This window comes from Streptomyces sp. NPDC088197 (genome assembly GCF_044741185.1).
GTDB lineage: Bacteria > Actinomycetota > Actinomycetes > Streptomycetales > Streptomycetaceae > Actinacidiphila.
In genome coordinates this window covers 1-23,185 of sequence record NZ_JBIUSD010000003.1, presented here as the reverse complement: position 1 = coordinate 23,185, position 23,185 = coordinate 1, and the positions used below count along the sequence as shown (strand labels likewise).

Sequence of the window (23,185 nt, the reverse complement as noted above, 5' to 3'; positions counted from 1 at the left end):
TGCGTAGGGGACTTCGCCCCCTACGGGCTCAGCTCTTGCGCAGGTGGAAGGTCAGGGCCAGGGACTCGTCCGTGAACGCCGGGCCGAAGGAGGCATCGGCCGACGCGTCGGTGAAGCTGTCCGCCAGGACCTCCTCGGAGATGAGCGAGGCGTGGGCGGACAGGGCCGTCGAGACGTCGGGCTCGGCCGTGGCCCAGCGGACGTGAATCCGGTCGGCCACGTCGAAGCCGGAGGTCTTGCGGGCCTCCTGGATCAGCCGGATGGCGTCGCGGGCGAGCCCGGCCAGGCGGAGTTCGGGAGTGATCTCCAGGTCGAGCGCGACCGTGGCGCCGGAGTCGGAGGCGACCGACCACCCTTCGCGCGGGGTCTCGGTGATGATGACCTCTTCAGGAGCGAGCGCGACCTCCTCGCCGTCCACGACCACCGAGGCCGTACCGCCGTCGCGCAGCGCCGCCGACAGGGTCGCCGCGTCGGCGGCGGCGACCGCGGCCGCCACGGCCTGGACGCCCTTGCCGAAACGCTTGCCCAGCGCGCGGAAGTTGGCCTTGGCCGTGGTGTCGACCAGCGACCCGCCGACCTCGGACAGCGACGCCAGGGAGCTGACGTTCAACTCCTCGGTGATCTGCGCCCGCAGCTCGGCCGAGAGCCCCTCGAAGCCCGCGGCGGCGACCAGCGCGCGCGACAGCGGCTGACGCGTCTTGACACCGGACTCCGCGCGCGTGGCACGGCCCAGCTCGACCAGCCGCCGTACGAGCAGCATCCGCTCCGACAGGGCCGGGTCGACGTGCCGCTCGTCCACGACGGGCCAGGACGAGAGGTGGACGGAGTCGGGGGCACCGGGGACCACCGGCACCACCAGGTCCTGCCAGACCCGTTCGGTGATGAACGGCACCAGCGGGGCCATCAGCCGCGTCACGGTCTCCACCACGTCGTGCAGGGTGCGCAGCGCGGCCGGGTCGCCCTGCCAGAAGCGGCGCCGCGAACGGCGCACGTACCAGTTCGACAGGTCGTCCACGAAGGCCGACAGCAGCTTGCCCGCGCGCTGGGTGTCGTACGACTCCAGCGCGTCGGTGACCTCGCGCACCAGCACGTTCCGCTCGCCGACCAGCCAGCGGTCGAGCAGCGGGCGGTCCTCGACGGCCGGGTCGGCCGCCGAGGGAGCCCAGCCGGACGTACGGGCGTACAGCGCCTGGAAGGCGACCGTGTTCCAGTACGTGAGCAGCGTCTTGCGGACGACCTCCTGGATCGTGCCGTGGCCGACCCGGCGGGCCGCCCACGGGGAGCCGCCGGCCGCCATGAACCAGCGCACCGCGTCGGCGCCGTGCTGGTCCATGAGCGGGATCGGCTGGAGGATGTTGCCCAGGTGCTTGGACATCTTGCGGCCGTCCTCGGCGAGGATGTGGCCGAGGCAGACCACGTTCTCGTAACTCGACCTGTCGAAGACGAGCGTGCCGATGGCCATCAGCGTGTAGAACCAGCCGCGGGTCTGGTCGATCGCCTCCGCGATGAACTGCGCCGGGTACGTGCGCTCGAAGACCTCCTTGTTGTGGAACGGGTAGCCCCACTGCGCGAACGGCATCGAACCCGAGTCGTACCAGGCGTCGATCACCTCGGGGACGCGGGTCGCGGTGCCGCCGCAGGACGGGCAGCCGAAGGTGACCGCGTCGATGTACGGGCGGTGCGGGTCGAGCCCGGACTGGTCGGTGCCGGTCAGTTCGCCGAGTTCGGCCAGCGAGCCGACACAGGTCAGATGGCCGTCCTCGCAGCGCCAGATCGGCAGCGGCGTACCCCAGTAGCGGTTGCGCGACAGCGCCCAGTCGACGTTGTTCTTCAGCCAGTCGCCGAAGCGGCCGTGCTTGACCGAGTCCGGGTGCCAGTTGGTCTTCTCGTTCTCCCGCAGCAGGGCGTCCTTGACCGCCGTGGTCCTGATGTACCAGGACGGCTGCGCGTAGTAGAGCAGCGCGGTGTGGCAGCGCCAGCAGTGCGGGTAGCTGTGCTCGTACGGCAGGTGCCGGAACAGCCGTCCCGAAGCCTGGAGTTCGGCGACCAGCGCCTCGTCGGCCTTCTTGAAGAAGACCCCGCCGACCAGGGGCACGTCCGGCTCGAAGGTGCCGTCGCGGCGCACCGGGTTGACCACCGGAAGGCCGTACGCGCGGCAGGTCTTGAGGTCGTCCTCACCGAAGGCGGGGGACTGGTGGACCAGGCCCGTGCCGTCCTCGGTGGTGACGTACTCGGCGTTCACCACATAGTGCGCGTCCGGGATCTCGACGAGGTCGAACGGCCGCTGATACGTCCAGCGTTCCATCTCGCGGCCGGTGAAGGACTGCCCGGTCGCCGTCCAGCCCTCGCCCAGCGCCTTGCCGAGCAGCGGCTCGGCGACGACCAGCTTCTCGGTGCCGTCGGTGGCGACGACGTACGTCACGTCGGGGTGCGCGGCGACGGCGGTGTTGGAGACCAGCGTCCAGGGCGTGGTCGTCCACACCAGCAGCGCGGCCTCGCCCGCCAGCGGGCCGCCGGTCAGCGGGAAGCGGACGAAGACCGACGGGTCGACGACCGTCTCGTAGCCCTGGGCCAGTTCGTGGTCGGACAGGCCGGTCTGGTCCTTCGGGCACCAGGGCGCCACCCGGTAGTCCTGGACCAGCAGGCCCTTGTCGAAGATCTGCTTGAGCGACCACCACACGGACTGGACGTACTCCGGGTCCATCGTCCGGTAGGCGTTGTCGAGGTCGACCCAGTAGCCCATGCGCGTGGTCAGGTCGGTGAAGGCGTCGGTGTACCGGGTCACCGACTCGCGGCACTTCGCGTTGAACTCCGCGACGCCGTAGTCCTCGATGTCCTGCTTGGTGGTGAAGCCCAGTTCCTTCTCCACCGCCAGCTCGACCGGCAGCCCGTGGCAGTCCCAGCCGGCCTTGCGGGTCACGTGGTGGCCCTGCATGGTCTTGAAGCGCGGGAAGACGTCCTTGAAGACGCGGGCCTCGATGTGGTGGGCGCCGGGCATGCCGTTGGCGGTCGGCGGGCCCTCGTAGAAGACCCAGTCGGGCAGTCCGCGGCTCTGCTCGACGGAACGGGCGAAGGTCTTCCGCTCGCTCCAGAGGTCGAGCACCTCGTGTTCGAGGGCGGGCAGGTCGACCTGGGCGGGCACCGGCCGGTACTGCGGCGGCTGCGGCTGTCCCTGCGCGGTCTGGTGGTCGCTCATCGGTGGTTTCCTCCGGCGGACACTGGTGCGTACTCCGTCGAAGGGACGAGAGCGAGCGCTCCCGCGGTACCACCCTCCTTGGCGGTGGAGGCGCCCCGCACACGGGGAAACCCACCGCCCCCTCATTGGGGCAGCGACGCCGGTTCTACTCGCCCGGGGGCCTTGAGGGGCCTCCCGCGGGCTTTCTTCCGGCGGCTCCGGGGTGATCTTCGCACCGCGCACACCCCCGGGCTTCCACCGTCCCCGGGTCGCTCATGGCTGCGTGCGGCGCTACTCGTCCCATCCACGCCTTTCGCTGCGCTCAGTGTACGGCGCTGGGAGCGGCCCGGCCGAACGGTTTACCGGGGCCGCCCACTGACCCGAATGGCCTGCTCCGCGCGCCCCGACGGCGACTGTCACGGATCGTTACCGCCAGGTACCGGAATACCTGGCGGTGAGCTGGGCACAACGGATGCAGACCTGCCCGCCCTCCGGGGCGGACCGGTCGGCCAGGCAGCGCGCCCCGTTGCCGCGGGTCCGGAGCCGATTTACCGTTTCCGGCACGATTCGCGAACAAGATCACGGATGTGAAGGGGTCGCGGCCATGGTCGTGAAGAAAAGGGGACGGCCTGCGGCCGGCTCCGACCATCCCGGTGTGACCGGGGCGTCCGTGGCGCCTGCCCGCGGGCCCGCGGCGGCGAGGAAGTCCGTGCGTACGGTCACGGTCGCCATCGATGCGGAGGAGGGCGACGCGGCCGAGGAGGCACCGCGGAAGAAGGCGGCTGCCAAGAAGGCCCCGGCCAAGAAGGCAGCCAAGAAGACGGCGGCGAAGAAGGCAGCGGCGAAGAAGACGGCAGCCAGGGAAACGGCTCCGGCAGGGAAGGCCGCCGCCGCGAAGGCGCCGGCGAAGAAGGCGGCCGCGAAGAAGGCGGCGGCCGAAAAGGCGGCGACGGGCCGTACGGCGAAGAAGACGGGAGCCGGCAAGGTGGCAGCGAAGAAGACCGCGGCGGGTACGGCCGCGACCACGGGGGCCGCGTCCGCGGTGCCCGCCGCCCGCACCGCAGGCCCCGGCGGCCTGGCCGTCCTCCCCGGTGAGGACCCGTGGACGCCGGAAGAGGTCGAGGAGGCCCGCGCCGAGCTGCTGGGCGAGGTCCAGCGGCTCACGGAGGGCATCAGCTCCTCGGAGGCGGCCGTGGCGGGCCTGCTGCGCGACTCGGGCGACGGCGCGGGTGACGACGAGGCCGACACCGGCACCAAGAACATCACCCGCGAGTACGAGATGGCGCTGGCCGCCAACACCCGCGAGATGCTGGCGCAGACCAGGCACGCCCTGGAACGGCTGGACGAGGGCACGTACGGCCTCTGCGAGTCCTGCGGCAATCCGATCGGCAAGGCCCGCATGCAGGCGTTCCCGCGGGCCACGCTGTGCCTGGACTGCAAGCAGAAGCAGGAGCGGCGCTGAGGGCTCCGCCCGCGGACGGCCCCGGTCGTACGGGTGTGCCGTACCCTCGTCATCAGTCAGGATTCGGCCTGGCGGGCACGGAGCACAAAGGCTGAGGGACTCACGTGACGGAAGCGGAGCGCACCATCACCACGCCGGAGGAGACGCCGGACGCGACGCCTGACGGCGGGACGGGCGTCGAGGAGTCGGGCGTCGCCGAGCCGTCGGAGCAGGCCGCTCCGGCGGCGGACGGGACGGAAGGGCCGGCGCGGGGCGACGAGCCCGCCGGGCCGCAGGCCGTCTCGCGGCGGCGGCGCCGGATCGTCACCCTGATCGGGGTGGCAGCGCTGGCGTACCTCCTCGACCTGCTCTCCAAGATCTGGGTGGTCACCAGCCTGGAGAACCACGAGCCGGTCAACGTCTTCGGCCACTACCTGCGGCTGGACGCGATCCGCAACGCCGGGGCGGCCTTCGGCATGGGGCAGGGCATGACGATCGTCTTCACGATGATCGCGGCCGGTGTCATCGTCGTGATCGCCCGGCTCTCCCGCCGTCTGCACAGCCTGCCGTGGGCCGTCGCGCTCGGCCTGCTCCTCGGCGGCGCCTTCGGCAACCTCACCGACCGCGTCTTCCGCGCTCCCGGCGGCTTCCAGGGCCGGGTGGTGGACTTCATCGCACCCGAGCACTTCGCCGTCTTCAACCTCGCCGACTCCGCCATCTGCTGCGGCGGCGCCCTGATCGTCCTGCTCTCCTTCCGCGGCGTCGACCCGGACGGCACCGTCCACCGCGAGGACTGACTCCCGCCGGAGGCGCCCGGTCCCGCGCTGGTACGGCCGGGGGCGGCGGGTCCGGCATACTCGTGTGGTGAGTACCGTTCCGGAAATCCGTTCCCTGCCCGTGCCCGACGGCCTCGAGGGCGAGCGTGTCGACGCCGCCATCGCCCGGATGTTCGGCTTCTCGCGGACGAAGGCCGCGGAGCTGGCGGCGGCGGGCAAGGTGTCGATCGACGGGTCGGCCGCGGGGAAGTCCGAGCGGGTGCACGGCGGGGCGTGGCTGGAGGTCGAGATGCCCGAGGCCGCCGCCCCGGTGCGGATCGTCGCGGAGCCGGTCGAGGGCATGGAGATCGTCCACGACGACGAGGACATCGTCGTCGTCCTCAAGCCGGTCGGCGTCGCCGCCCACCCGAGCCCCGGCTGGACCGGCCCCACCGTGATCGGCGGCCTCGCCGCCGCCGGATACCGGATCTCCACCTCGGGCGCCGCCGAGCGCCAGGGCATCGTGCACCGGCTCGACGTCGGCACCTCTGGCCTGATGGTGGTCGCCAAGTCCGAGCGGGCGTACACCCTGCTCAAGGCGCAGTTCAGGGACCGCGTCGTGGACAAGCGCTACCACGCGCTGGTGCAGGGCCACCCGGACCCGATGAGCGGCACGATCGACGCGCCGATCGGCCGTCACCCCCACCACGACTACAAGTGGGCGGTCGTCGCCGACGGCAAGGCGTCCGTGACGCACTACGACCTCATCGAAGCGTTCCGCTCCGCCAGCCTGCTGGACATCAAGCTGGAGACCGGCCGCACCCACCAGATCCGGGTGCACATGTCCGCGCACCGCCACCCCTGCGTCGGCGACATCACCTACGGCGCCGACCCGACGCTCGCCAAGCGCCTGGGCCTCACCCGGCAGTGGCTGCACGCCAAGCAGTTGGGCTTCGAACACCCCTCGGACGGGCGCTGGGTGGAGTTCAGCAGCGAGTACCCGGACGACCTCCGGCACGCGCTCGACGTGATCCGCGCCGACAGCGAGTAGCCGTATCGGGGCCGGTGAAAGGCACGGCGGGGCGGCCGCGGGTCCGGCGGCGCGGAGCCGGTGTGGCATCGTGACGCCGTGGATCAGCTCGCTCTCTTCTTCTTCCTCATGCTCGCGGCCATCGTCATGGTGCCGCTCAGCGACCGGATCGGGCTGCCCTCGCCGGTCCTGATGACGCTGCTCGGCGGGGTCCTCGCGCTGCTCCCGCAGGTGCCCAACGTCCAGATCGACCCCGATCTGATCCTGCCGCTGGTGCTGCCCCCGCTGCTCTACGCGTCCGTACAGCGCACCTCCTGGCGGCAGTTCGCCGCGAACCGGCGGGCGATCTTCCTGCTCGCGGTCGCGCTGGTCTTCGTCACCACGGCCGCGGTGGCGGCGGTCGCCGACGCGGTCGTGCCGGAGATCACACTGGCCGGGGCCTTCGCGCTCGGCGCGCTCGTGGCGCCGCCCGACCCGGTGGCCGCCACGGCCGTCGCGGGCAGCCTCGGACTGCCCCGGCGCATGATCTCCATTCTGGAGGGCGAGGGGCTGTTCAACGACGTCACCGCCATCGTGCTCTACCACGTGGCCGTCGCGGCGGCGCTGTCCGGCAACTTCTCCGCGCCCCACGCGGCCCTGGAGCTCGTGCTGTCCGCCGTGGTCGCGATCGCGGTCGGCCTGGCCCTCGGCTGGGGCGCCAACAAGCTGATGGGCGTGGTCGGCGACCCCACCTTGCAGATCGGCCTGTCACTGCTGGTGCCCTTCGCCTCCTACGCGCTGGCCGAGGAGTTCGGCGGCTCCGGGGTCCTGGCCGTGCTCACCACCGCGCTGTTCCTGGCCGAATACGCCTTCGAGGCCGACGACGTGACGGCCCGTCTGGCGGGCAACACCTTCTGGGAGATCGTCGACACCCTCGTCACCGGCATCGCCTTCGGCCTGATCGGCCTCGAACTGCACAATGTGTTCCGGGTCGGCGCGGGCGACTGGGGCCCGATGGTGCGGCACGCCGCCATAGTGGTCGCGGTGGTCATCGGCGTGCGGCTGCTGTATCTGCTGCCCGCGACCTGGGCGGCGCGCAAGATGCACAAGCTGCGCGACCTGGACGAGGACATCCCGATGAGCTGGCGCGAGAGCGTCATCATGTGGTGGTCGGGGATGCGCGGGGTGGCGTCCGTCGCGCTGGCCCTGGCCATCCCGCTGACCACCGACAGCGGCGACGGCTTCCCGGCCCGCACGGAGATCTTGTTCATCGCCTTCGCGGTGGTGCTCAGCACCCTGGTGCTCCAGGGGCTGACGCTGCCGTGGCTGGTGAAACGGCTCGGGGTGCGCAGCGACATCGACGCCGAGCACGACCTGGAGAAGATGCTGGCGCTGCGGGCCATGACGGCCGCCAAGGCGCGGCTGCGCGACATCGAGTCCGTCGAGCCGCTGAGCGACGACCTGTCGGAGCTGCTGCACCGCCGCGCCTTCGACCTCGGCGCGCGGATCTGCCCGGACATCGTGGACGACGAGCGGCGCGAGAGCCACGCCAAGCGCGTCAAGCGGCTCAAGTCGGTCCGCCGCATCCAGGACGAGATGATGTCCGCCGCCCGGCACGAGGTGCTGTCGGCGCGCAGCGAGGCGGGGTACGACCCGGAGGTCGTCGACCGGGTGCTGCGCCAGCTCGACCTGCGCTCGATGCGCGGCTGACAGGTGAGAGCCTCTCACTGCCGTAACGCCCCGCAGCGTGAGGGCCCCGTGGGGGCGTAAGAGCCTCTTACCTGGTGCCCGGTCCCGGGCCCAGATCGCCCGATTCCGGCGCCGGGGCCGCCTCCCGGCCCGGGTCCTGCTCCTGGCCGGGCGCGGGCGCGGTGCTGAGCCGGGGCAGCGCGTACGGGTGCTCGCAGCGCAGCCAGTCGATCAGCTGCTCACGGACGATGCAGCGCAGGTTGAAGATGTCGTCCGAGTCCTTCGCGGTGGCCAGCGCCCTGACCTGGATCGTGGTCGGGGTGGAGTCGATCACGACGAGCCCCCACGCCCTGCGGTCCCACTCCGCGCAGCTCTCCAGGATCTCCAGCAGCCGCTTGCGCATCAGCGCCACCGGCGCCGAGTGGTCCAGGTGCAGCAGGACGGTGCCGGTCATCCGCGGGTCGCCGCGCGACCAGTTCTCGAAAGGATTGCTGGTGAAGTACGACACCGGCATCGTGATCCGCCGCTCGTCCCAGGTGCGCACGCTCAGGAAGGTGAGGGTGATCTCCTCGACCACACCCCACTGGCCCTCCACGACCACGGTGTCGCCGATCCGCACCATGTCGCCGAAGGCGATCTGGAGACCGGCGAAGAGATTCGCGAGCGTGGACTGGGCGGCCACACCGGCGACGATGCCGATGATGCCCGCGGAGGCCAGCACCGACGCCCCGACCGTCCGCATCGCGGGGAAGGTGAAGAGCATCGACGCGACGACGATGACCGTCACGATCGCGGTGAACACCCGCTGGATCAGCGTGAGCTGGGTGCGCAGGCGGCGGATCTTGGGCACGTCGTGGCTGACCGCGACATAGCGCGCGTACGAGGAGTCGATGACCGCGGCGGCGACCCGTACCACCAGCCAGCCCGACGCGGCGATCAGCACCAGCACGAGGAACTGGCCGACGGCCTCCGCGTGGTCCTTCGACAGATGGGCGGACCGGTAGCCGCCGCGCAGTATGGCGGTGCAGATCACCACCTGGAGGGGTATGCCGCACCGGCGCAGCAGATGCCACAGCGGGGTCTCCGGGTGCCGGCCGTCCACCTTGCGCAGGGAGCGGTCGACGGTCCACCCCACGACCAGCGAGACCCCGACCGCCACACAGACGACGAGAACCGGGCGCAGCGCGCTGTCCATCACCATCCCGCGTCCACCTCGGCTTTCTTGTAGGAAACCCGGATCATCGGGTCTTCGTATCGCGGCGCTCCGCCCAAGGAGGGTAGCTGGCACCATGGTCGCGTACCGAACCCGAACAAAGGCAGCACTGTGACGATCGTCCTGTTCCACTCCGTCTACGGACCGCGTCCCGCCGTGCACGCCGCCGCCGACCGGCTGCGGGCGGCCGGGCACGAGGTCGTCGTTCCCGATCTGTACGACGGCCGGGTCGTGGACACCGTCGAGGCGGGACGGGCGATCCGCGAGGAGATCGGCAACGAGGAGCTGCTGCACCGGGCGGTCCTCGCGGCGGCGCCGTACTCGGAGCGGGAGCTGGTCTACGCGGGCTTCTCGCTGGGCGGGGCCCTCGCGCAGACCGTGGCGCTCGGCGACGAGAAGGCGCGCGGGCTGCTGCTCCTGCACGGCACCTCGGACATCGCCGACGACGCGGCCACCGACATCCCCGTACAGCTCCATGTCGCCGACCCCGACCCCTTTGAGCCGGAGGACTGGCTGAACTCCTGGTACCTGGGGATGCGCAAGGCCGGCGCCGACGTCGAGGTGCACCGCTACCGGGGCGCCGGCCACCTCTACACCGACCCCGACCTGCCGGACCACGACGCCGAGGCCGCCGAGAAGACCTGGGCGGTCGCGCTGGACTTCCTGGCCGGGCTGTAGGACCGCGGGGCCGCAGGAGACCGGGCCGCGCGAAACGGCGGGAGCCGGTCCCGTACGCGTAGGGGACCGGCTCCCGCCGTTCGGAGCGGTGTGCCGCTACTTCAGGGCCGCCGTGATCTGGTCCATCACGCCGTCGGCGGTCAGCTCCTTGCCGTTGAGCCTGATGGTCGGCGTGGACTTGATGCCCGCCGCGTTGAACGCGTCGGAGGAGTCCAGCGCCCACTTGTCGTAGGTGCCCTCCTTGACCGCGGTCTGGAACGCGGCGTTGTCCTTGAGCGCCGGGACCAACTGCGCCAGCTTGATCATGTTGGCGTCGTCCGCGAACAGGTCGGGGCCGGACTCCTCCGGGTGGTGGTCCTTGGAGTAGAGCAGCGTGTGGTACGCCTCGAAGGCGTCCAGGCTCACGTTGGCCGCCGCGCCGACCGCGCTCAGCGCGTTCTTGGAGCCGGTGCCGCCGAGGTTGCCGTCCAGGAACGTGCCGAAGTGGTACGTGATCTTGTACTTGCCGTCCTTGGCGCCCTTGAGGACGTCCGCGCCCGAGGTCTGCTCGAACTGCGCGCACGCCGGGCAGCGCAGGTCCTCGTACAGGTCGAGGTTGTTCTTGTTCTTCGGGTCGCCGACCACGATGGTCGAGCCGTTGGTGCCCGAGGTGTTCGCGGGCTTGACCAGCTTGTCCTTCTTGGCGGACTCCCAGTAGCTGGGCTTGTTCGCCGCGTTGACCGCGACGGCGACACCGCCCGCGATGGCCAGCACCGCGACGACGCCGACGCCGACGAATATCTGGCGGCGGACCTTCGCCCGCTTCGCCTCGCGCTCGCGCTCCGCGCGCAGCCGCTCGCGGGCGGCCTGCTTGCTGGCCTTGCTGTTCCTGCTGCTCATGGGGGATCTCCGTGATGACGCGTGGTGGTATGAGAGGGAAGTGCCGGTACGACGGTCAGACTGCGACCGCGACGGGCGGACCACGGCGTACGACGGAGTGCAGCAGCGGGCGCGCGGCGAGCGGGCCCGCCGAGGCGCGGGCGGCCGGGCGGAACCGGCGCGGCGGCACCGCGAGCCCGGTGCGGGCGGCCACGGCCAGCAGCAGCGGCCGGAAGGCGGCGGCGGCCATCACGCGCAGCACCCGGTGCAGCGCGGCCTCACCGCGCCGCAGCCACCAGGACGCGACCAGGCCGACGGTCACATGGACGGCCAGCAGCAGCCACGGCAGCGCGGTGGACGGCATCTGCGCCGCGGCGGCGCCGCCCGGTACCGCGGACAGCCCCTGGCCGCCGACCTGGCCGCCGTTGCACAGGAAGGTCTCGTGGAACGACCACCACGAACCGGTCACCGGGCCGCCCGCGGGCCCGTAACAGGCCTGCTGGCCCGCGGTGAAGACGGTGTCGACGGCCAGTTCCAGCGGGACCATCAGGCCCGCGATCGGCCAGAAGCCGCGCTCGTGCCGGCCGCCGAGCAGATACGCCAGCGCGAAGACACCGCCGAACGCGCCGCCGACCACGGTCAGCGGCAGCGGGGTGTGCGACATCAGCACATGGGAGGTGGAGGAGAGGGTGACGCACAGCGCGGCGAAAAGGGCAGCGCGCAGCGCCCTCAGCCTCGGCCGTATGTCCTCCATGGCGACAGAGTGTGCCATGCGCGAGCGTATGTGTGACCTAAAGGCGGGTAACGGATGGGACTACAGAGGGCGGCCGGCACGCGGCGGACTCCTCCGGCGGACCGGCGCGGGTGGCGGTACGGGGAGCCGCGCCGCGTTGTCGGACCCGAGTCGTAGACTCGCAGCGCCGCCAGAATCAGCCAGCGACGCACCAGCAGTCCGCCCCCTCTCGCCGGAGGTATCGCCGCCCGTGACCGACCAGCCCTTCACCCATCTCCATGTCCACACCCAGTACTCGCTGCTGGACGGAGCGGCGAGATTGAAGGACATGTTCAAGGCGTGCAACGAGATGGGGATGAGCCATGTGGCCATCACCGACCACGGCAATCTGCACGGGGCGTACGACTTCTTCCACCAGGCCAGGGACGCCGGTGTCACGCCGGTGATGGGCATCGAGGCGTATCTGGCGCCCGAGTCGCGGCGGTACAACAAGCCCGTCAAGTGGGGGGCGCCGCACCAGAAGCGGGACGACATCTCGGGTGCGGGCGCGTACACCCACATGACCATCTGGGCGCGCAACGCCGTCGGGCTGCACAATCTCTTCCGCGCCCAGTCGCGGGCGGCCTTCGAGGGCTACTTCCGCAAGCCCCGGATGGACCGCGAACTGCTCAGCGAGTACGCCGAGGGCCTGATGGGCACCACGGGCTGCCCCTCCGGCGAGATCTCCACCCGCATCCGGCTCGGGCAGATGGACGAGGCGATCAAGGCCGCCGGCGAGTACCAGGACATCTTCGGCAAAGAGAACTTCTTCGTCGAGATCATGGACCACGACATCGACATCGACCGCCGGGCCCGCGCGGGCCTGGAGGAGATCGCCAAGAAGATCGACGCGCCCTTCGTCGTCACCAACGACTCGCACTACACGTACGCCAACGAGTCCTCGGCGCACGACACCCTGCTGTGCATCCAGACCGGCTCGAACATGTCGGACCCCGACCGGTTCAAGTTCGACGGCAGCGGTTACTACCTGAAGTCCGCCGCCGAGATGTACGCGATCGACTCCTCGGACGCGTGGCAGGAGGGCTGCCGCAACAGCCAGCTCCTGATCGCGAACCGGATCGAGACCGAGGGCATGTTCGAGACGAAGAACCTGATGCCCAGGTTCGACGTCCCCGAGGGCTACACCGAAGTGACCTGGTTCCGCGAGGAAGTGGCCCGCGGCATGGCCCGGCGCTTCCCCACCGGCATCCCCGAGGACCGGCAGAAGCTCGCCGACTACGAGATGGACACCATCGTCCAGATGGGGTTCCCCGGCTACTTCCTCGTCGTCGCCGACTTCATCATGTGGGCGAAGAACAACGGCATCGCGGTCGGCCCCGGGCGTGGTTCCGCGGCCGGTTCGATCGTCGCCTACGCCATGGGCATCACCGACCTCGACCCGGTCCCGCACGGCCTGATCTTCGAGCGCTTCCTCAACCCCGAGCGCGTGTCCATGCCCGATGTCGACATCGACTTCGACGAGCGTCGGCGCGGCGAGGTCATCCGCTACGTGACCGAGAAGTACGGCTCCGACAAGGTCGCGCAGATCGCCACCTACGGCACCATCAAGGCCAAGGCCGCGATCAAGGACTCGGCCCGCGTGCTCGGTTACCCCTTCTCCATGGGCGACCGGATCACCAAGGCCATGCCCGCCGACGTCCTCGGCAAGGGCATCCCGCTCTCCGGCATCACCGACAAGGACCACCCGCGCTACAGCGAGGCGGGCGAGGTCCGGGCGATGTACGAGAACGAGCCGGACGTCACCAAGGTGATCAACTCGGCCAAGGGCATCGAGGGCCTGGTCCGGCAGATGGGCGTGCACGCGGCGGGCGTGATCATGTCCGCCGAGCCGCTGATCGACCACGTGCCGATCTTCTCGCCGAAGAACGACGGCGCGGTCGTCACGCAGTGGGACTACCCGAGCTGTGAGTCGCTCGGCCTGCTGAAGATGGACTTCCTCGGCCTGCGCAACCTGACGATCATGGATGACGCGGTCAAGTCGATCAAGGCCAACAAGGGCATCGACATCGACCTGCTGTCCCTGCCGCTGGACGACCCCAACACGTACGCGCTGCTCGGGCGCGGCGACACGCTGGGCGTCTTCCAGTTCGACGGCGGCCCCATGCGCGCTCTGCTGCGCATGATGAAGCCCGACAACTTCGAGGACATCTCCGCCGTCTCGGCCCTGTACCGGCCGGGCCCGATGGGCATGAATTCGCACATCAACTACGCGCTGCGCAAGAACAAGCAGCAGGAGATCACCCCGATCCACAAGGAGCTGGAAGAGCCGCTCCGCGAAGTCCTCGACATCACCTACGGCCTGATCGTCTATCAGGAGCAGGTGCAGAAGGCCGCCCAGGTGCTGGCCGGTTACTCGCTCGGCCAGGCCGACCTGCTGCGCCGCGCGATGGGCAAGAAGAAGAAGGAAGTCCTCGACAAGGAGTTCATCCCCTTCCAGGCGGGCATGCGCGAGCGCGGCTACTCCGACCAGGCCATCCAGGCGGTCTGGGACGTGCTGGTGCCGTTCGCCGGATACGCCTTCAACAAGGCGCACTCCGCCGCGTACGGCCTCGTCTCCTACTGGACCGCGTATCTCAAGGCCAACTACCCGGCCGAGTACATGGCGGGCCTGCTGACCTCGGTCAAGGACGACAAGGACAAGATGGCGCTCTATCTCAACGAGTGCCGCCGGATGGGCATCAAGGTGCTGCCGCCGGACGTCAACGAGTCCAACGCCAACTTCACACCGCGCGGCGACGACACGATCGTCTTCGGCCTCACCGCCGTGCGCAACGTCGGGACGAACGTGGTGGAGTCGGTGGTCCGCAGCCGCAAGGCCAAGGGGCGGTACGCGACCTTCCCGGACTTCCTCGACAAGGTCGAGGTGGTGGCGTGCAACAAGCGGACCGTCGAATCGCTGATCAAGGCCGGCGCGTTCGACACGATGAAGCACACCAGGCGCGGTCTGACCGAGCACTTCGAGACGATGATCGACAACGTGGTGCAGGTCAAACGCAAGGAGGCCGAGGGCCAGTTCGACCTGTTCGGCGGGGCGGGGGAGGAGGGCGACGACACCCCGGCCTTCGGGATGGACGTGGTCTTCTCCGACATCGAGTGGGACAAGACGTATCTGCTCGCGCAGGAACGGGAGATGCTCGGCCTCTACGTCTCCGACCATCCGCTCTTCGGCATCGAGCACATTCTCAACGACAAGACGGACGCCGCGATCGCCGCGCTGGCCGGTGACTACTCCGACGGCGCGATCGTCACCATCGGCGGCATCATCTCCGGGCTCCAGCGGAAGATGACCAAGCAGGGCAACGCGTGGGCGATCGCCACCGTCGAGGACCTGGCGGGCTCCGTCGACTGCATGTTCTTCCCCGCCACCTACCAACTGGTCTCGACCCAACTCGTCGAGGACGCCGTGGTCTTCGTCAAGGGGCGGCTCGACAAGCGGGAGGACATCCCGCGGCTGGTGGCGATGGAGCTGATGGTCCCCGACCTGTCGGACGTGGGCACCAACGCGCCGGTGATGATCTCCATCCCGACGGTCAAGGTGACCCCGCCGCTGGTGGCCAGGCTCGGCGAAGTGCTCTCCAGCCACAAGGGCAACACCGAGGTACGGGTGAAGCTCCAGGGCGCGCGCACGACCACGGTACTGCGGCTCGACCGGCACCGGGTGACCGCGGACCCCTCGCTCTTCGGCGACCTCAAGGCCCTGTTGGGCCCCGCGTGCCTGGGCGCCGCGCAGCAGCAGGCGGGCTGATCACCGGGGCGCGGGCCGCGCGAGCCCGGCGCGCGTGATGTGAGTGCGGGGGCACCCCTGGTGGAGGGGTGCCCCCGCGACCACGCGGTGGGACTAGTTGTGGCCGAACTTCTGCTTGTTCTGCTTGTGCGAGAAGTCCTGCGCGGGCGCCATCTCCGGCTGGTCCTCGTCCATCGGGCGCTGCGTGCGCTCCCGCTCCTCGGTGGCGGCGGCGCCGCGCTGCTGGTTCTGGTTCTCGCGCTGACGGTTCTGGTTCTTGTTCTTAGCCACGATCGTCTCTCCTAGTGGGGGATGTCGGCCGTTGGCCTGGTGGCCCATCGGCCGCCATCAGATTTGCATGGGAGTACGAAGCGCGCATTTCGGGCAGTTGACGGAGTGGGGCGGCCGGAAAAGTGACCACCGCCACGCCGATGATCGGGTTCGAGGTCATAACCCCCGAGCATTCGGGCAGACTCGGGGGAAATCCGTGCCGGGGGGCGACCGGAAGAGGTGCAACATGGACCGCTGCGTCGTCCTGGTGGACGCAGGCTACCTACTGGGTGCTGCGGCGAGTCTGTTGGCGGGTGAACCCTCCCGGTCCCGGATCACCGTTGATCATGCCGCCGTCGTCGCTGGCCTGCGCGAACGTGCCGAGTTGGAGACCGGCCAGCCACTGCTGCGGATCTACTGGTTCGACGGCGCACCCGACCGGGTTCCGCAACCGGAACACCGTCGGCTGCGGGTGATGCCCCGAGTGACCGTACGACTGGGCGCACTCACCCGGACGGACGGCCGGTGGGCGCAGAAGGGCGTGGACGCCGCCATGCACGCCGAGCTGTCGGAGCTGGCCCGCAACCGCGCGTGCTCCGACGTCGTCCTGGTGACCGGTGACGGCGATCTGCTGCCCGGCATGATGTCCGCCAAGGAGCACGGCGTCGCCGTCCACCTGTGGGCCGTCCAAGCCGCCGACGGGGACTACAACCAGTCGGAAGACCTGGTCGCGGAGGCCGACGAGCGGCGTGTGCTGGACCGCCAGTGGATCACCGCGGCGATCAGGGCCCGCGAGATCCCCGGCGTCTGTCCGCCGCCCGGCCCGCGCCCGGAGATCGCCGCGATCCTCTCCGCGCCGCTGCCCGAGTCGGCCTCGGGCGGCGAGCGGCTGGCGCCCCCGGAGGAGCGGCCGGGCAAGAACGGCACCGCGCCGGAACCGGCGGCGGCCGAGAGCACGCCGCCGGGCAAGGTTGCCCCTCCGGAACCCGCCGGTCCCACCGTGCCCACCCCGAAGGATCTCGCCGATCTGGGCCGCAGCCACGCCGCCCCCGCGCCGCCGCCGGCCCAGCCGGCCCCCAGCGCCACCCTGCGCTGGTCGTCGGACAAGGGCTGGACCGACCGCGGCGCGGGCGCCGACCTGCCCGACACCAGCGGCCTGCCCACCCTCGCCCAGCTCACCTCCGCCGAGCAGCGCTGGGCGGACCGCGAGGCCGACATCACGGCGGTCAGCGGCGACCCTTTCGAGGTCGGCCAGGTCTTCGCCCGCCGCTGGATCGCCCGCCTCACCGACACCTCCCAGCTCCAGCAGCTCTCCACCCACTACCCCCGCGTCCCGCACCGCATAGACGGTGAGCTGCTGCGATACGCCGCCCGCTTCGGCCTGCTCGCCCACAAGGACGACCAGATCGACGAGCACGACCGGTACGCGATCAGGGCCGGATTCTGGCGCGAGGTCGACGCCCACGCGGTCGCCGAGCACGCACCCGCGGGGGAGTGAGCGGCCGGGCCCGCGCCCTCCCGCGCCTCGGGCGGGTCCGAGGGGAAAGCGGGTGAACCGGGCCCCCCTTGCGCCGGATGCCGCGTGCGGCGCGTACTCTCGATCCTCGTGAGTACGGGCACGGAGGAGACGGCGCCCCCAGCGGTCGCCACAGCCCGCGACACGGTGTGCACCGTGCGCGGTCTGGTCAGAACGTACCCGGCCGGTTCCGCGGCCAGGGGCCGAGGGCTGCGCCGCCGCCGTACCGCCGCCGACCAGGCACCCGAGACCGCCGCCGCGCCCAGGCCCGGTGTCGTACGCGCCAACGACGGCATCGACCTCGACGTCGGCCGCGGCGAACTCTTCGGCATCCTCGGCCCCAACGGCGCGGGCAAGACCACCCTGGTCCGCCAGCTCACCGGCCTGCTGCGGCCCGACGCCGGATCGATCGACCTGCTCGGCCACGACCTCGTACGCCACCCGGACCGGGCCTCCCGGCTGGTCGGCTACCTCGGCCAGGAGTCGTCCGCGCTGGACGAGCTGACCGTCGCGCTCGCCGCCGAGACCACCGGACGGCTGCGCGGCCTGGACGCGCGCGCCGCCCGCGCCGAACGGGACGCCGTCCTGGACGAACTCGAACTCGGCCCGATCGCGGGACGCCCCATCAAGCGCCTCTCCGGCGGCCAGCGGCGGCTGGCCTGCTTCGCGGCCGTCCTGGTCGGCCAGCGGCCCGTCCTGGTCCTCGACGAGCCCACCACCGGCATGGATCCGGTCGCCCGGCGCGCGGTGTGGGCCGCGGTCGGCCGCCGTAGGACCGAGTACGGCGCGACGGTGCTGCTGGTCACCCACAACGTCATCGAGGCGGAGAACGTCCTGGACCGGGTCGCCGTGCTCGACCACGGCAAGGTCATCGCCTGCGACACCCCCACGGGCCTGCGGTCGCTGGTCGCCGACGAGGTCAGGCTCGACCTCGTGTGGCGCGACGAGCCGCCGATGTCGCTGCCCGCCATCGCCGCCCTGCACCCGCTCGCCGACATCTCGGGCCGCCGCTGGACGCTGCGGCTGCCCCAGGAGCGGGCCCGCGCCGCCGTCGCCGAGGTCACCGGGGGACCGGCCTTCGCCGCCCTGGACGACTTCACCCTGGCGATGCCCAGCCTGGAGGACGTCTACCTCGCGCTCGGCGGCAGGGGAGAGGGCCTGGTGAAGTCATGAGACGGGTCCCCCCGCGGTCCGCGCCGCCCCGGCCGGCGGTCGCGCCGTACGCCCCCGCCCTCCGGCGGTGCGACCCCGTGCTTTCGCCGTACGACACGGCCCCGCCGTGTTCCGCACCGACGCGTGGAGCCTGCGTATGAGCGTGCTCACCCCAACCGTTCCCGCGCCCCGGGGCGTCGCCGCGCAGCAGTCCGGCGCCGCGCCGCTCGCGCCGCGGGCCCGGCTGTGGCCCGCCTTCGGCGCGGTCTACCGCGCGCAGCTCTCGCGGGCCCGGGTGGCCCGGATACCGCTGCTGTTCGTCGCCACCTTCCAGTCCGTCGGGATCATGGTGATGATGCGCGGAGTGGTCGACGGCGGGGACGGGGAGGCGGCGCGCTCGGTCGTCGCGGGCTCCAGCGTCCTGGTGGTCGCCTTCGTCGCGCTCAATCTGCTCGCGCAGTACTTCGGACAGCTCAGGGCGTCCGGCGGACTCGACCACTACGCGACGCTGCCGGTGCCGCCGGCCGCCGTCGTCCTCGGCGCGGCGGGCGCGTACGCGTCCTTCACCGTGCCCGGCACCCTCGTGACCGCCGTGACGGGCTGTGTCCTGTTCCATCTGCCGCTGGCCAATCTGTGGATCCTCGCCGTCGTGATCCCGCTGGCCGGGGCCGCGCTCTCCGGCCTCGGCGCGGCCCTCGGGCTGCTCGCGCCGCGGCAGGAGATCGCCACGCTCTTCGGCCAGTTGGGCATGTCGGCGGCGCTGCTGCTCGGCGTGCTGCCCGCCTCGCACATGCCCGCGCCGATCTCCTGGGCGCGCGATCTGCTGCCCTCCACGTACGGCGTCGAGGCGTTCGCCCGCACCTTCGGCGGGCATCCGCACTGGGCCGCGGTCGTCGGCGACCTGTCCGTGTGCGCGGCCGTCGGCGTCGGCTCGCTGGCCGTCGCCACCTGGGCCTACCGCAGGGCGGCCTGCCGATGAAGCGACGGACAGGCAGACCTGGCACGATGGGCGGGTGACCGCACCCCTGACGCCGCATGACCAGCCGCCGCCGTTCCCGCCGTACCCGGGCGCAGGCCCCGGTGGAGGCGACGGCAAGGGGGACCGGCCCTCACCGGTCGCCGAGTTGGGCCGCGCCGCGCTCGTCGCGGTCGCCGTCACGGTGTGCGGGGTGTTCCTCGGGCTGCTGTGGGCGTGGCTGTCACCGCGCGTCCCGCTGATCTCGGACGGCAAGTACATCTACCTCAAGGACACCGAGGGCGAGGAGGCGATCGGCGGCGACGGCACCTTCGTGCTGATCGCGCTGTGCCTGGGCGCGCTGACCGCCCTCGGCGTCTTCCTCTGGTACCGCCGCGGCGGCGTCGCCGTGGTCCTCGGCCTCGCGGTCGGCGGCGTTCTCGCCTCCATCGTCGGCTGGCGGCTGGGCATCGCCCTCGGACCGACCGTCCACATCAAGGCACACGCCAAGGAGGTCGGCCCGAACGTCGTCTTCGACGGGCCGCTGAAGCTGCGCGCCAAGAGCGCGCTGGTCGCCTGGTCGGCGGCGGCGATGCTGGTGCACCTGGGCCTGACCTCGCTCTTCGGGCCGCGCGACCCGCAGCCGGTGTACGTGGCGCCGCAGCCGTGGGGCGCGCCGCCTCCGCCGCCGCCCCCGGCGCAGTGACGCTCTCCCGCTCAAGCCGAGGTCGAGACGTCCCGGTCAGATACGGGAGATCCGCGCCGTCACCGCTGAGGTGAGCGTCACCAGGTCGGCGGGGGACAGCTCCAGCTCCAGGCCGCGCTTGCCCGCGGAGACGAAGACCGTGGGGAAGCCGAGCGCCGAGGCGTCCAGGGCCGTGGGCAGGCGCTTGCGCTGGCCCAGCGGGGAGATCCCGCCGAGCACGTAACCGGTGCTGCGCTCGGCGTCGGCCGGCGCCGCCATCGTGGCGCGCTTGCCGCCGACCGCCGCGGCCAGCGCCTTGAGGTCGAGCGAGCCCGCGACCGGGACGACCGCCACGGTCAAAGCGCCGTCCACCTCCGCGACCAGTGTCTTGAAGACCCGGCCCCGGACCTCGTCGGGGGGCACCCCGAGCGCCGCGCCCAGCGCCGCCGCGGCCTCGGCGCCGTAGGAGAGTTCGGAGGCCGGGTCGTGCGCGTAGGCGTGCACGGTGAACGGCAGGCCCGCCTTCTCCAGGGCGACCGTGGCCGGGGTGCCTCCGGCCGTACGCGCCTTCTTCGCCATCGCCGACCCCCTGATGCGCGCTAGTTGGCGCTGATCGCCTGGTGGGTGAGTTCCACCGCGGGCAGTGACGGCAGCTTGTCGATCACCGCGCTCTCGCGGCGCAGCAGCCGCAGTTCGGCCGTCAGCCGGGCGGCGGTGTCCGCCGCCTCCAGCAGCTCCTGCTTCACCGAGGTCTCCACGACCACCGCCGCCGCGACGAGATACGACAGCACCGTGGCGTCGTCGGGGAACTCCTGCCCCGGCGCGAGCGTGCGCTCCCGCGCCCCGGCCAGCCGCTTCTGATACGTGCCGAACACCCGTGAGACCTCGGAGGCCAGCGCGCCCGCGCCCGCGCCGGGCTCGTCCGGCAGCTCCTCGTACTCGGCCGTCAGATACGGCCCGCTCGCGTCCACCGACAGCAGCTTGAACCGGATCAGACCCGTGGCCACCAGTTCGTACCCGCCGTCGTCGCGCTCCGCGATGCCCGCCGCGTCCGCGATGCACCCGTAGCCGTACAGCGCCGCCTCCGGGTCCTCGCCGAGACCGGCGGCCGGACCGGTGTCCCCGCCGTCCTGGCCCGTCGGAGCGACCTCCTGGCCGTTCTTGATCGCCACCACGCCGAAACGCCGCGGCGCGTTCTCGGGCAGCGCCAGCAGATCGCCCACGAGCGCGCGGTACCGCTCCTCGAAGACGTTCAGCGGCAGCACCAGGCCGGGAAAGAGCGCCGTACTGAGCGGGAAGAGCGGAAGACGATCGGTCACAGTGAGCAAGGGTACGGGCAGTACGCCCGCCTTAGGCATCCGCTGCGCCCCTCGGGGCCGCGGCGGGCCCCGAAACGCCGCCGATCGGTTGAGCGGGGGTGACGCACCTCATGGCTGCCGCCCGGCTCTCCCGCACACGGCGCCCGCCTGGCCCTGACGGCTGTCGTCCGGCTCGCCCGGCCCTGACGGCTGTCGTCCGGCCGTGCGGCCCGCCCGGCCCTGACGGCTGTCGTCCGGCTCGACCGCGGCTGAGGGCAGCCGCCCGTGCTCAACCGCGGCTGAGCATGCGGGAGGCGCCCGCGGCGACCGTGGTGGCCAGGGTCCAGTCGAGCAGGGTGAGCAGGGAGGCCACCCACTGGCTGACGCCGACCTCCCGCCACGCGTTGTCCTGGCCGAGGTCGATCACCGGCAGGAGCAGGTCAAGGGCGTAGAGCGCGGGGCTCCAATGCGGCCGGTAGTCGTTCCCCGCCGGGGGCGGCGTCCTGTGGAGGGCGAAGTACAGCGCGCCCAGCGCCCACAGCACCGCCATCCACACCGCCGCCCGGCCGGGCCGGTAGCCGTATCCGACCGTCACGTCCTGGAGCCACCCCCACGCCCGCCCGGCCGGCGGCAGCGACTCGCGGCGGCGGCGCTGCTTGGCCAGCAGCACCTCGCGGGCGTGCGCGTCCTCGCCGCCCGCCCGCAGTGCGGCGGCCAGCCGCTCGTACGGGCCGGGACTGTATTCCGGCGTCGCCGCGTTCAGCCACGCGACGCGCTCGCGCAGCGGGAAGGCGGTGCGCGGGGTCAGCGCCTCGTACGAGAAGTCCGTCAGATCGACCTGCCCCGGCCCCGGCCAGCTCTGCGGCGCGTCGGTCAGCCGCCCCACCCGCGCGCCCGCCAACGACACCGGCCCGCTGGGCGGCGTCCCCAAGGTGATCCGCAACTCGGGCGTCTGCAAGCGCCGTAGCGAGAGCTGCTGCCCTTCCCCCAGCCGGAACCGTGCCCGGTCGATCACCACGGCGTTGCCCACCCGGGCGTCGTCCAGCCGTACCCCGCCCTCCGCGCTGAACTCCCTGCGGGCCGTGCCGGACGGCTCGCCGCCGCCCGCGGGGTCCGTCCCGCCGGGAGCCGCGGTCGTGTCGGGCGAGCGGTTCGCGGGCCAACTGGTGGTGAGGTAGACGGTGTGCTCGACCGTCGTGCGGGCGGCGTTGAGCGCGTCGCGGCCGTACGGATTGCGCAGGGTGGCCCCGCGCAGGTTGAGACGGCCGCCGACGCGGGCGCTGCGGAGGCTGAACTCGCCGCGCAGGTCGAGGAGTTCGGCGTCCAGGTCCTGGCCGACGGTGAGACCGTCGGCGGCGATGGCGCGGCCGTGGCGGTCGCGGCGGACGGTGAGCTGGTTGAGCAGGAGGTCGGTGCCGATCTGGGCGTCGGTCAGGCGGATGCCGCCGGTCACGACGCACTGCGGCAGATGCAGGTCACCGGTGATCTGGAGCCGGGCGGCCTCCAGCCGCGGGAGGTGGCAGCGCACCAGCCGGACACTGCCCGCCCGGCACTCCGGCAGCAGCACCTGGTCCTCGAAGCGGCAGTCGTCGAACTGCACGTAGGGGGCGACGGTGCCGCCCGCCAGCGACAGACGGCCGGTGATCCGCAGGCCCGCCAGTTTGAGCGCCGCCACCCGCCCCGGCTCCGGCGGCGGCCCGTCCAGCAGCAGCTGCGCGACGGCGTCGGCCCGTACCGCGGGCGTCCCCCCGGCCCCCGCCCCGAAGGCCGCACCGAGCCGGAAGGCCCGCCACATCCCCTGCTCCACAGCCGTCCAGTCGCCCGGCGGCCCCTCACCACGACGCTCGCTCACCCTTCCCCCTCCCACGACCCGCCGCCACGCTAGGGCGTGTCCGTAAAGTCTCGCCTGGCTGGCGGCGCCTGGCACGCACGCTCGCTGCGTTGTCGGGCTCATCCGAATAGGCCCACTATGAG

At 71.7% G+C, this 23,185-nt stretch carries 18 protein-coding genes; 10 read left to right on the top strand and 8 right to left on the bottom strand.

Annotated features, from left to right (window positions below; all coding sequences use genetic code 11):
• Positions 1 to 28: 28 nt before the first annotated feature.
• The gene (ileS, locus tag ACIOC1_RS08620; RefSeq protein ID WP_401852833.1) at positions 29 to 3,196 is read right to left on the bottom strand and encodes an isoleucine--tRNA ligase; all 3,168 of its coding nucleotides are present in this window, start codon (positions 3,194 to 3,196) and stop codon (positions 29 to 31) included.
• Between the two features lie 688 nt (positions 3,197 to 3,884).
• Between ileS and ACIOC1_RS08615 the strand changes: the two genes are divergently transcribed.
• From ACIOC1_RS08615 to ACIOC1_RS08600, 4 genes are all read left to right on the top strand, one after another.
• Positions 3,885 to 4,637, top strand: a complete 753-nt coding sequence (locus ACIOC1_RS08615; RefSeq protein ID WP_401852829.1) for a TraR/DksA family transcriptional regulator — start codon at positions 3,885 to 3,887, stop codon at positions 4,635 to 4,637.
• Positions 4,638 to 4,741: 104 nt separating this feature from the next.
• The gene (gene lspA / locus ACIOC1_RS08610; protein WP_401303740.1) at positions 4,742 to 5,413 is read left to right on the top strand and encodes a signal peptidase II; all 672 of its coding nucleotides are present in this window, start codon (positions 4,742 to 4,744) and stop codon (positions 5,411 to 5,413) included.
• 67 nt (positions 5,414 to 5,480) lie between these two features.
• Positions 5,481 to 6,422 carry an RluA family pseudouridine synthase gene (locus ACIOC1_RS08605; RefSeq protein ID WP_401852826.1) on the top strand — a complete coding sequence of 314 codons (942 nt, stop codon included), beginning with the start codon at positions 5,481 to 5,483 and terminating at the stop codon, positions 6,420 to 6,422.
• Between the two features lie 78 nt (positions 6,423 to 6,500).
• Positions 6,501 to 8,090: a Na+/H+ antiporter gene (locus ACIOC1_RS08600; protein ID WP_355334089.1), complete on the top strand. Its 1,590-nt coding sequence runs from the start codon at positions 6,501 to 6,503 to the stop codon at positions 8,088 to 8,090.
• 67 nt (positions 8,091 to 8,157) lie between these two features.
• Here the strand turns inward: ACIOC1_RS08600 and ACIOC1_RS08595 are convergent, their stop codons facing one another.
• Positions 8,158 to 9,264, bottom strand: coding sequence for a mechanosensitive ion channel domain-containing protein (locus ACIOC1_RS08595; protein ID WP_391044271.1), 1,107 nt, complete (start codon positions 9,262 to 9,264; stop codon positions 8,158 to 8,160).
• A 42-nt stretch (positions 9,265 to 9,306) separates the two neighbouring features.
• On the opposite strand from ACIOC1_RS08595, the gene ACIOC1_RS08590 reads away from it, so the two are divergent.
• Positions 9,307 to 9,960: a dienelactone hydrolase family protein gene (locus ACIOC1_RS08590; RefSeq protein WP_401853609.1), complete on the top strand. Its 654-nt coding sequence runs from the start codon at positions 9,307 to 9,309 to the stop codon at positions 9,958 to 9,960.
• Between the two features lie 96 nt (positions 9,961 to 10,056).
• Here ACIOC1_RS08590 and ACIOC1_RS08585 read toward each other — a convergent pair whose 3' ends face one another.
• Complete coding sequence (locus ACIOC1_RS08585; protein ID WP_401852823.1) at positions 10,057 to 10,839, bottom strand: thioredoxin domain-containing protein; 783 nt, start codon at positions 10,837 to 10,839, stop codon at positions 10,057 to 10,059.
• A 55-nt stretch (positions 10,840 to 10,894) separates the two neighbouring features.
• The gene (locus ACIOC1_RS08580) at positions 10,895 to 11,590 is read right to left on the bottom strand and encodes a hypothetical protein (RefSeq protein WP_355334084.1); all 696 of its coding nucleotides are present in this window, start codon (positions 11,588 to 11,590) and stop codon (positions 10,895 to 10,897) included.
• Positions 11,591 to 11,801: 211 nt separating this feature from the next.
• Here ACIOC1_RS08580 and dnaE point away from each other — a divergent pair, with 211 nt between their 5' ends.
• Complete coding sequence (gene dnaE / locus ACIOC1_RS08575) at positions 11,802 to 15,356, top strand: DNA polymerase III subunit alpha (protein ID WP_401852820.1); 3,555 nt, start codon at positions 11,802 to 11,804, stop codon at positions 15,354 to 15,356.
• Between the two features lie 93 nt (positions 15,357 to 15,449).
• Here dnaE and ACIOC1_RS08570 read toward each other — a convergent pair whose 3' ends face one another.
• Positions 15,450 to 15,626: a hypothetical protein gene (locus ACIOC1_RS08570; protein ID WP_401852817.1), complete on the bottom strand. Its 177-nt coding sequence runs from the start codon at positions 15,624 to 15,626 to the stop codon at positions 15,450 to 15,452.
• Positions 15,627 to 15,852: 226 nt separating this feature from the next.
• On the opposite strand from ACIOC1_RS08570, the gene ACIOC1_RS08565 reads away from it, so the two are divergent.
• From ACIOC1_RS08565 to ACIOC1_RS08550, 4 genes are all read left to right on the top strand, one after another.
• A complete protein-coding gene (locus ACIOC1_RS08565; protein WP_391043988.1) occupies positions 15,853 to 17,103 on the top strand; it encodes an NYN domain-containing protein in 1,251 nt (416 codons plus the stop codon).
• 108 nt (positions 17,104 to 17,211) lie between these two features.
• Complete coding sequence (locus tag ACIOC1_RS08560) at positions 17,212 to 18,294, top strand: ABC transporter ATP-binding protein (protein ID WP_401303728.1); 1,083 nt, start codon at positions 17,212 to 17,214, stop codon at positions 18,292 to 18,294.
• A 136-nt stretch (positions 18,295 to 18,430) separates the two neighbouring features.
• Positions 18,431 to 19,252 (top strand): ABC transporter permease, encoded by an 822-nt coding sequence (locus tag ACIOC1_RS08555; RefSeq protein WP_355334070.1) that lies wholly within the window; start codon positions 18,431 to 18,433, stop codon positions 19,250 to 19,252.
• Positions 19,253 to 19,286: 34 nt separating this feature from the next.
• Complete coding sequence (locus tag ACIOC1_RS08550) at positions 19,287 to 19,934, top strand: hypothetical protein (RefSeq protein WP_391043992.1); 648 nt, start codon at positions 19,287 to 19,289, stop codon at positions 19,932 to 19,934.
• Positions 19,935 to 19,970: 36 nt separating this feature from the next.
• On the opposite strand, the gene ybaK is transcribed toward ACIOC1_RS08550, so the two are convergent.
• The 3 genes from ybaK to ACIOC1_RS08535 form a co-directional block, all read right to left on the bottom strand.
• On the bottom strand, positions 19,971 to 20,492 hold the full coding sequence (ybaK, locus tag ACIOC1_RS08545; RefSeq protein WP_401852812.1) for a Cys-tRNA(Pro) deacylase: 522 nt from the start codon (positions 20,490 to 20,492) through the stop codon (positions 19,971 to 19,973).
• 20 nt (positions 20,493 to 20,512) lie between these two features.
• Positions 20,513 to 21,271: an LON peptidase substrate-binding domain-containing protein gene (locus ACIOC1_RS08540; protein ID WP_355334061.1), complete on the bottom strand. Its 759-nt coding sequence runs from the start codon at positions 21,269 to 21,271 to the stop codon at positions 20,513 to 20,515.
• Positions 21,272 to 21,500: 229 nt separating this feature from the next.
• Positions 21,501 to 23,006 carry an oxidoreductase gene (locus tag ACIOC1_RS08535; protein ID WP_401853607.1) on the bottom strand — a complete coding sequence of 502 codons (1,506 nt, stop codon included), beginning with the start codon at positions 23,004 to 23,006 and terminating at the stop codon, positions 21,501 to 21,503.
• Between the last annotated feature and the right edge of the window lie 179 nt (positions 23,007 to 23,185).

What these genes read in the sequence shown, in the direction of transcription:
- ileS (WP_401852833.1), bottom strand. Translation starts at nt 3,196, where the DNA reads ATGAGCGACCACCAGACCGCGCAGGGACAGCCGCAGCCGCCGCAGTAC.
- ACIOC1_RS08595 (WP_391044271.1), bottom strand. Translation starts at nt 9,264, where the DNA reads ATGGACAGCGCGCTGCGCCCGGTTCTCGTCGTCTGTGTGGCGGTCGGG.
- ACIOC1_RS08585 (WP_401852823.1), bottom strand. Translation starts at nt 10,839, where the DNA reads ATGAGCAGCAGGAACAGCAAGGCCAGCAAGCAGGCCGCCCGCGAGCGG.
- ACIOC1_RS08580 (WP_355334084.1), bottom strand. Translation starts at nt 11,590, where the DNA reads ATGGCACACTCTGTCGCCATGGAGGACATACGGCCGAGGCTGAGGGCG.
- ACIOC1_RS08565 (WP_391043988.1), top strand. Translation starts at nt 15,853, where the DNA reads ATGGACCGCTGCGTCGTCCTGGTGGACGCAGGCTACCTACTGGGTGCT.
- ACIOC1_RS08555 (WP_355334070.1), top strand. Translation starts at nt 18,431, where the DNA reads ATGAGCGTGCTCACCCCAACCGTTCCCGCGCCCCGGGGCGTCGCCGCG.
- ybaK (WP_401852812.1), bottom strand. Translation starts at nt 20,492, where the DNA reads ATGGCGAAGAAGGCGCGTACGGCCGGAGGCACCCCGGCCACGGTCGCC.
- ACIOC1_RS08540 (WP_355334061.1), bottom strand. Translation starts at nt 21,271, where the DNA reads ATGCCTAAGGCGGGCGTACTGCCCGTACCCTTGCTCACTGTGACCGAT.
- ACIOC1_RS08535 (WP_401853607.1), bottom strand. Translation starts at nt 23,006, where the DNA reads ATGTGGCGGGCCTTCCGGCTCGGTGCGGCCTTCGGGGCGGGGGCCGGG.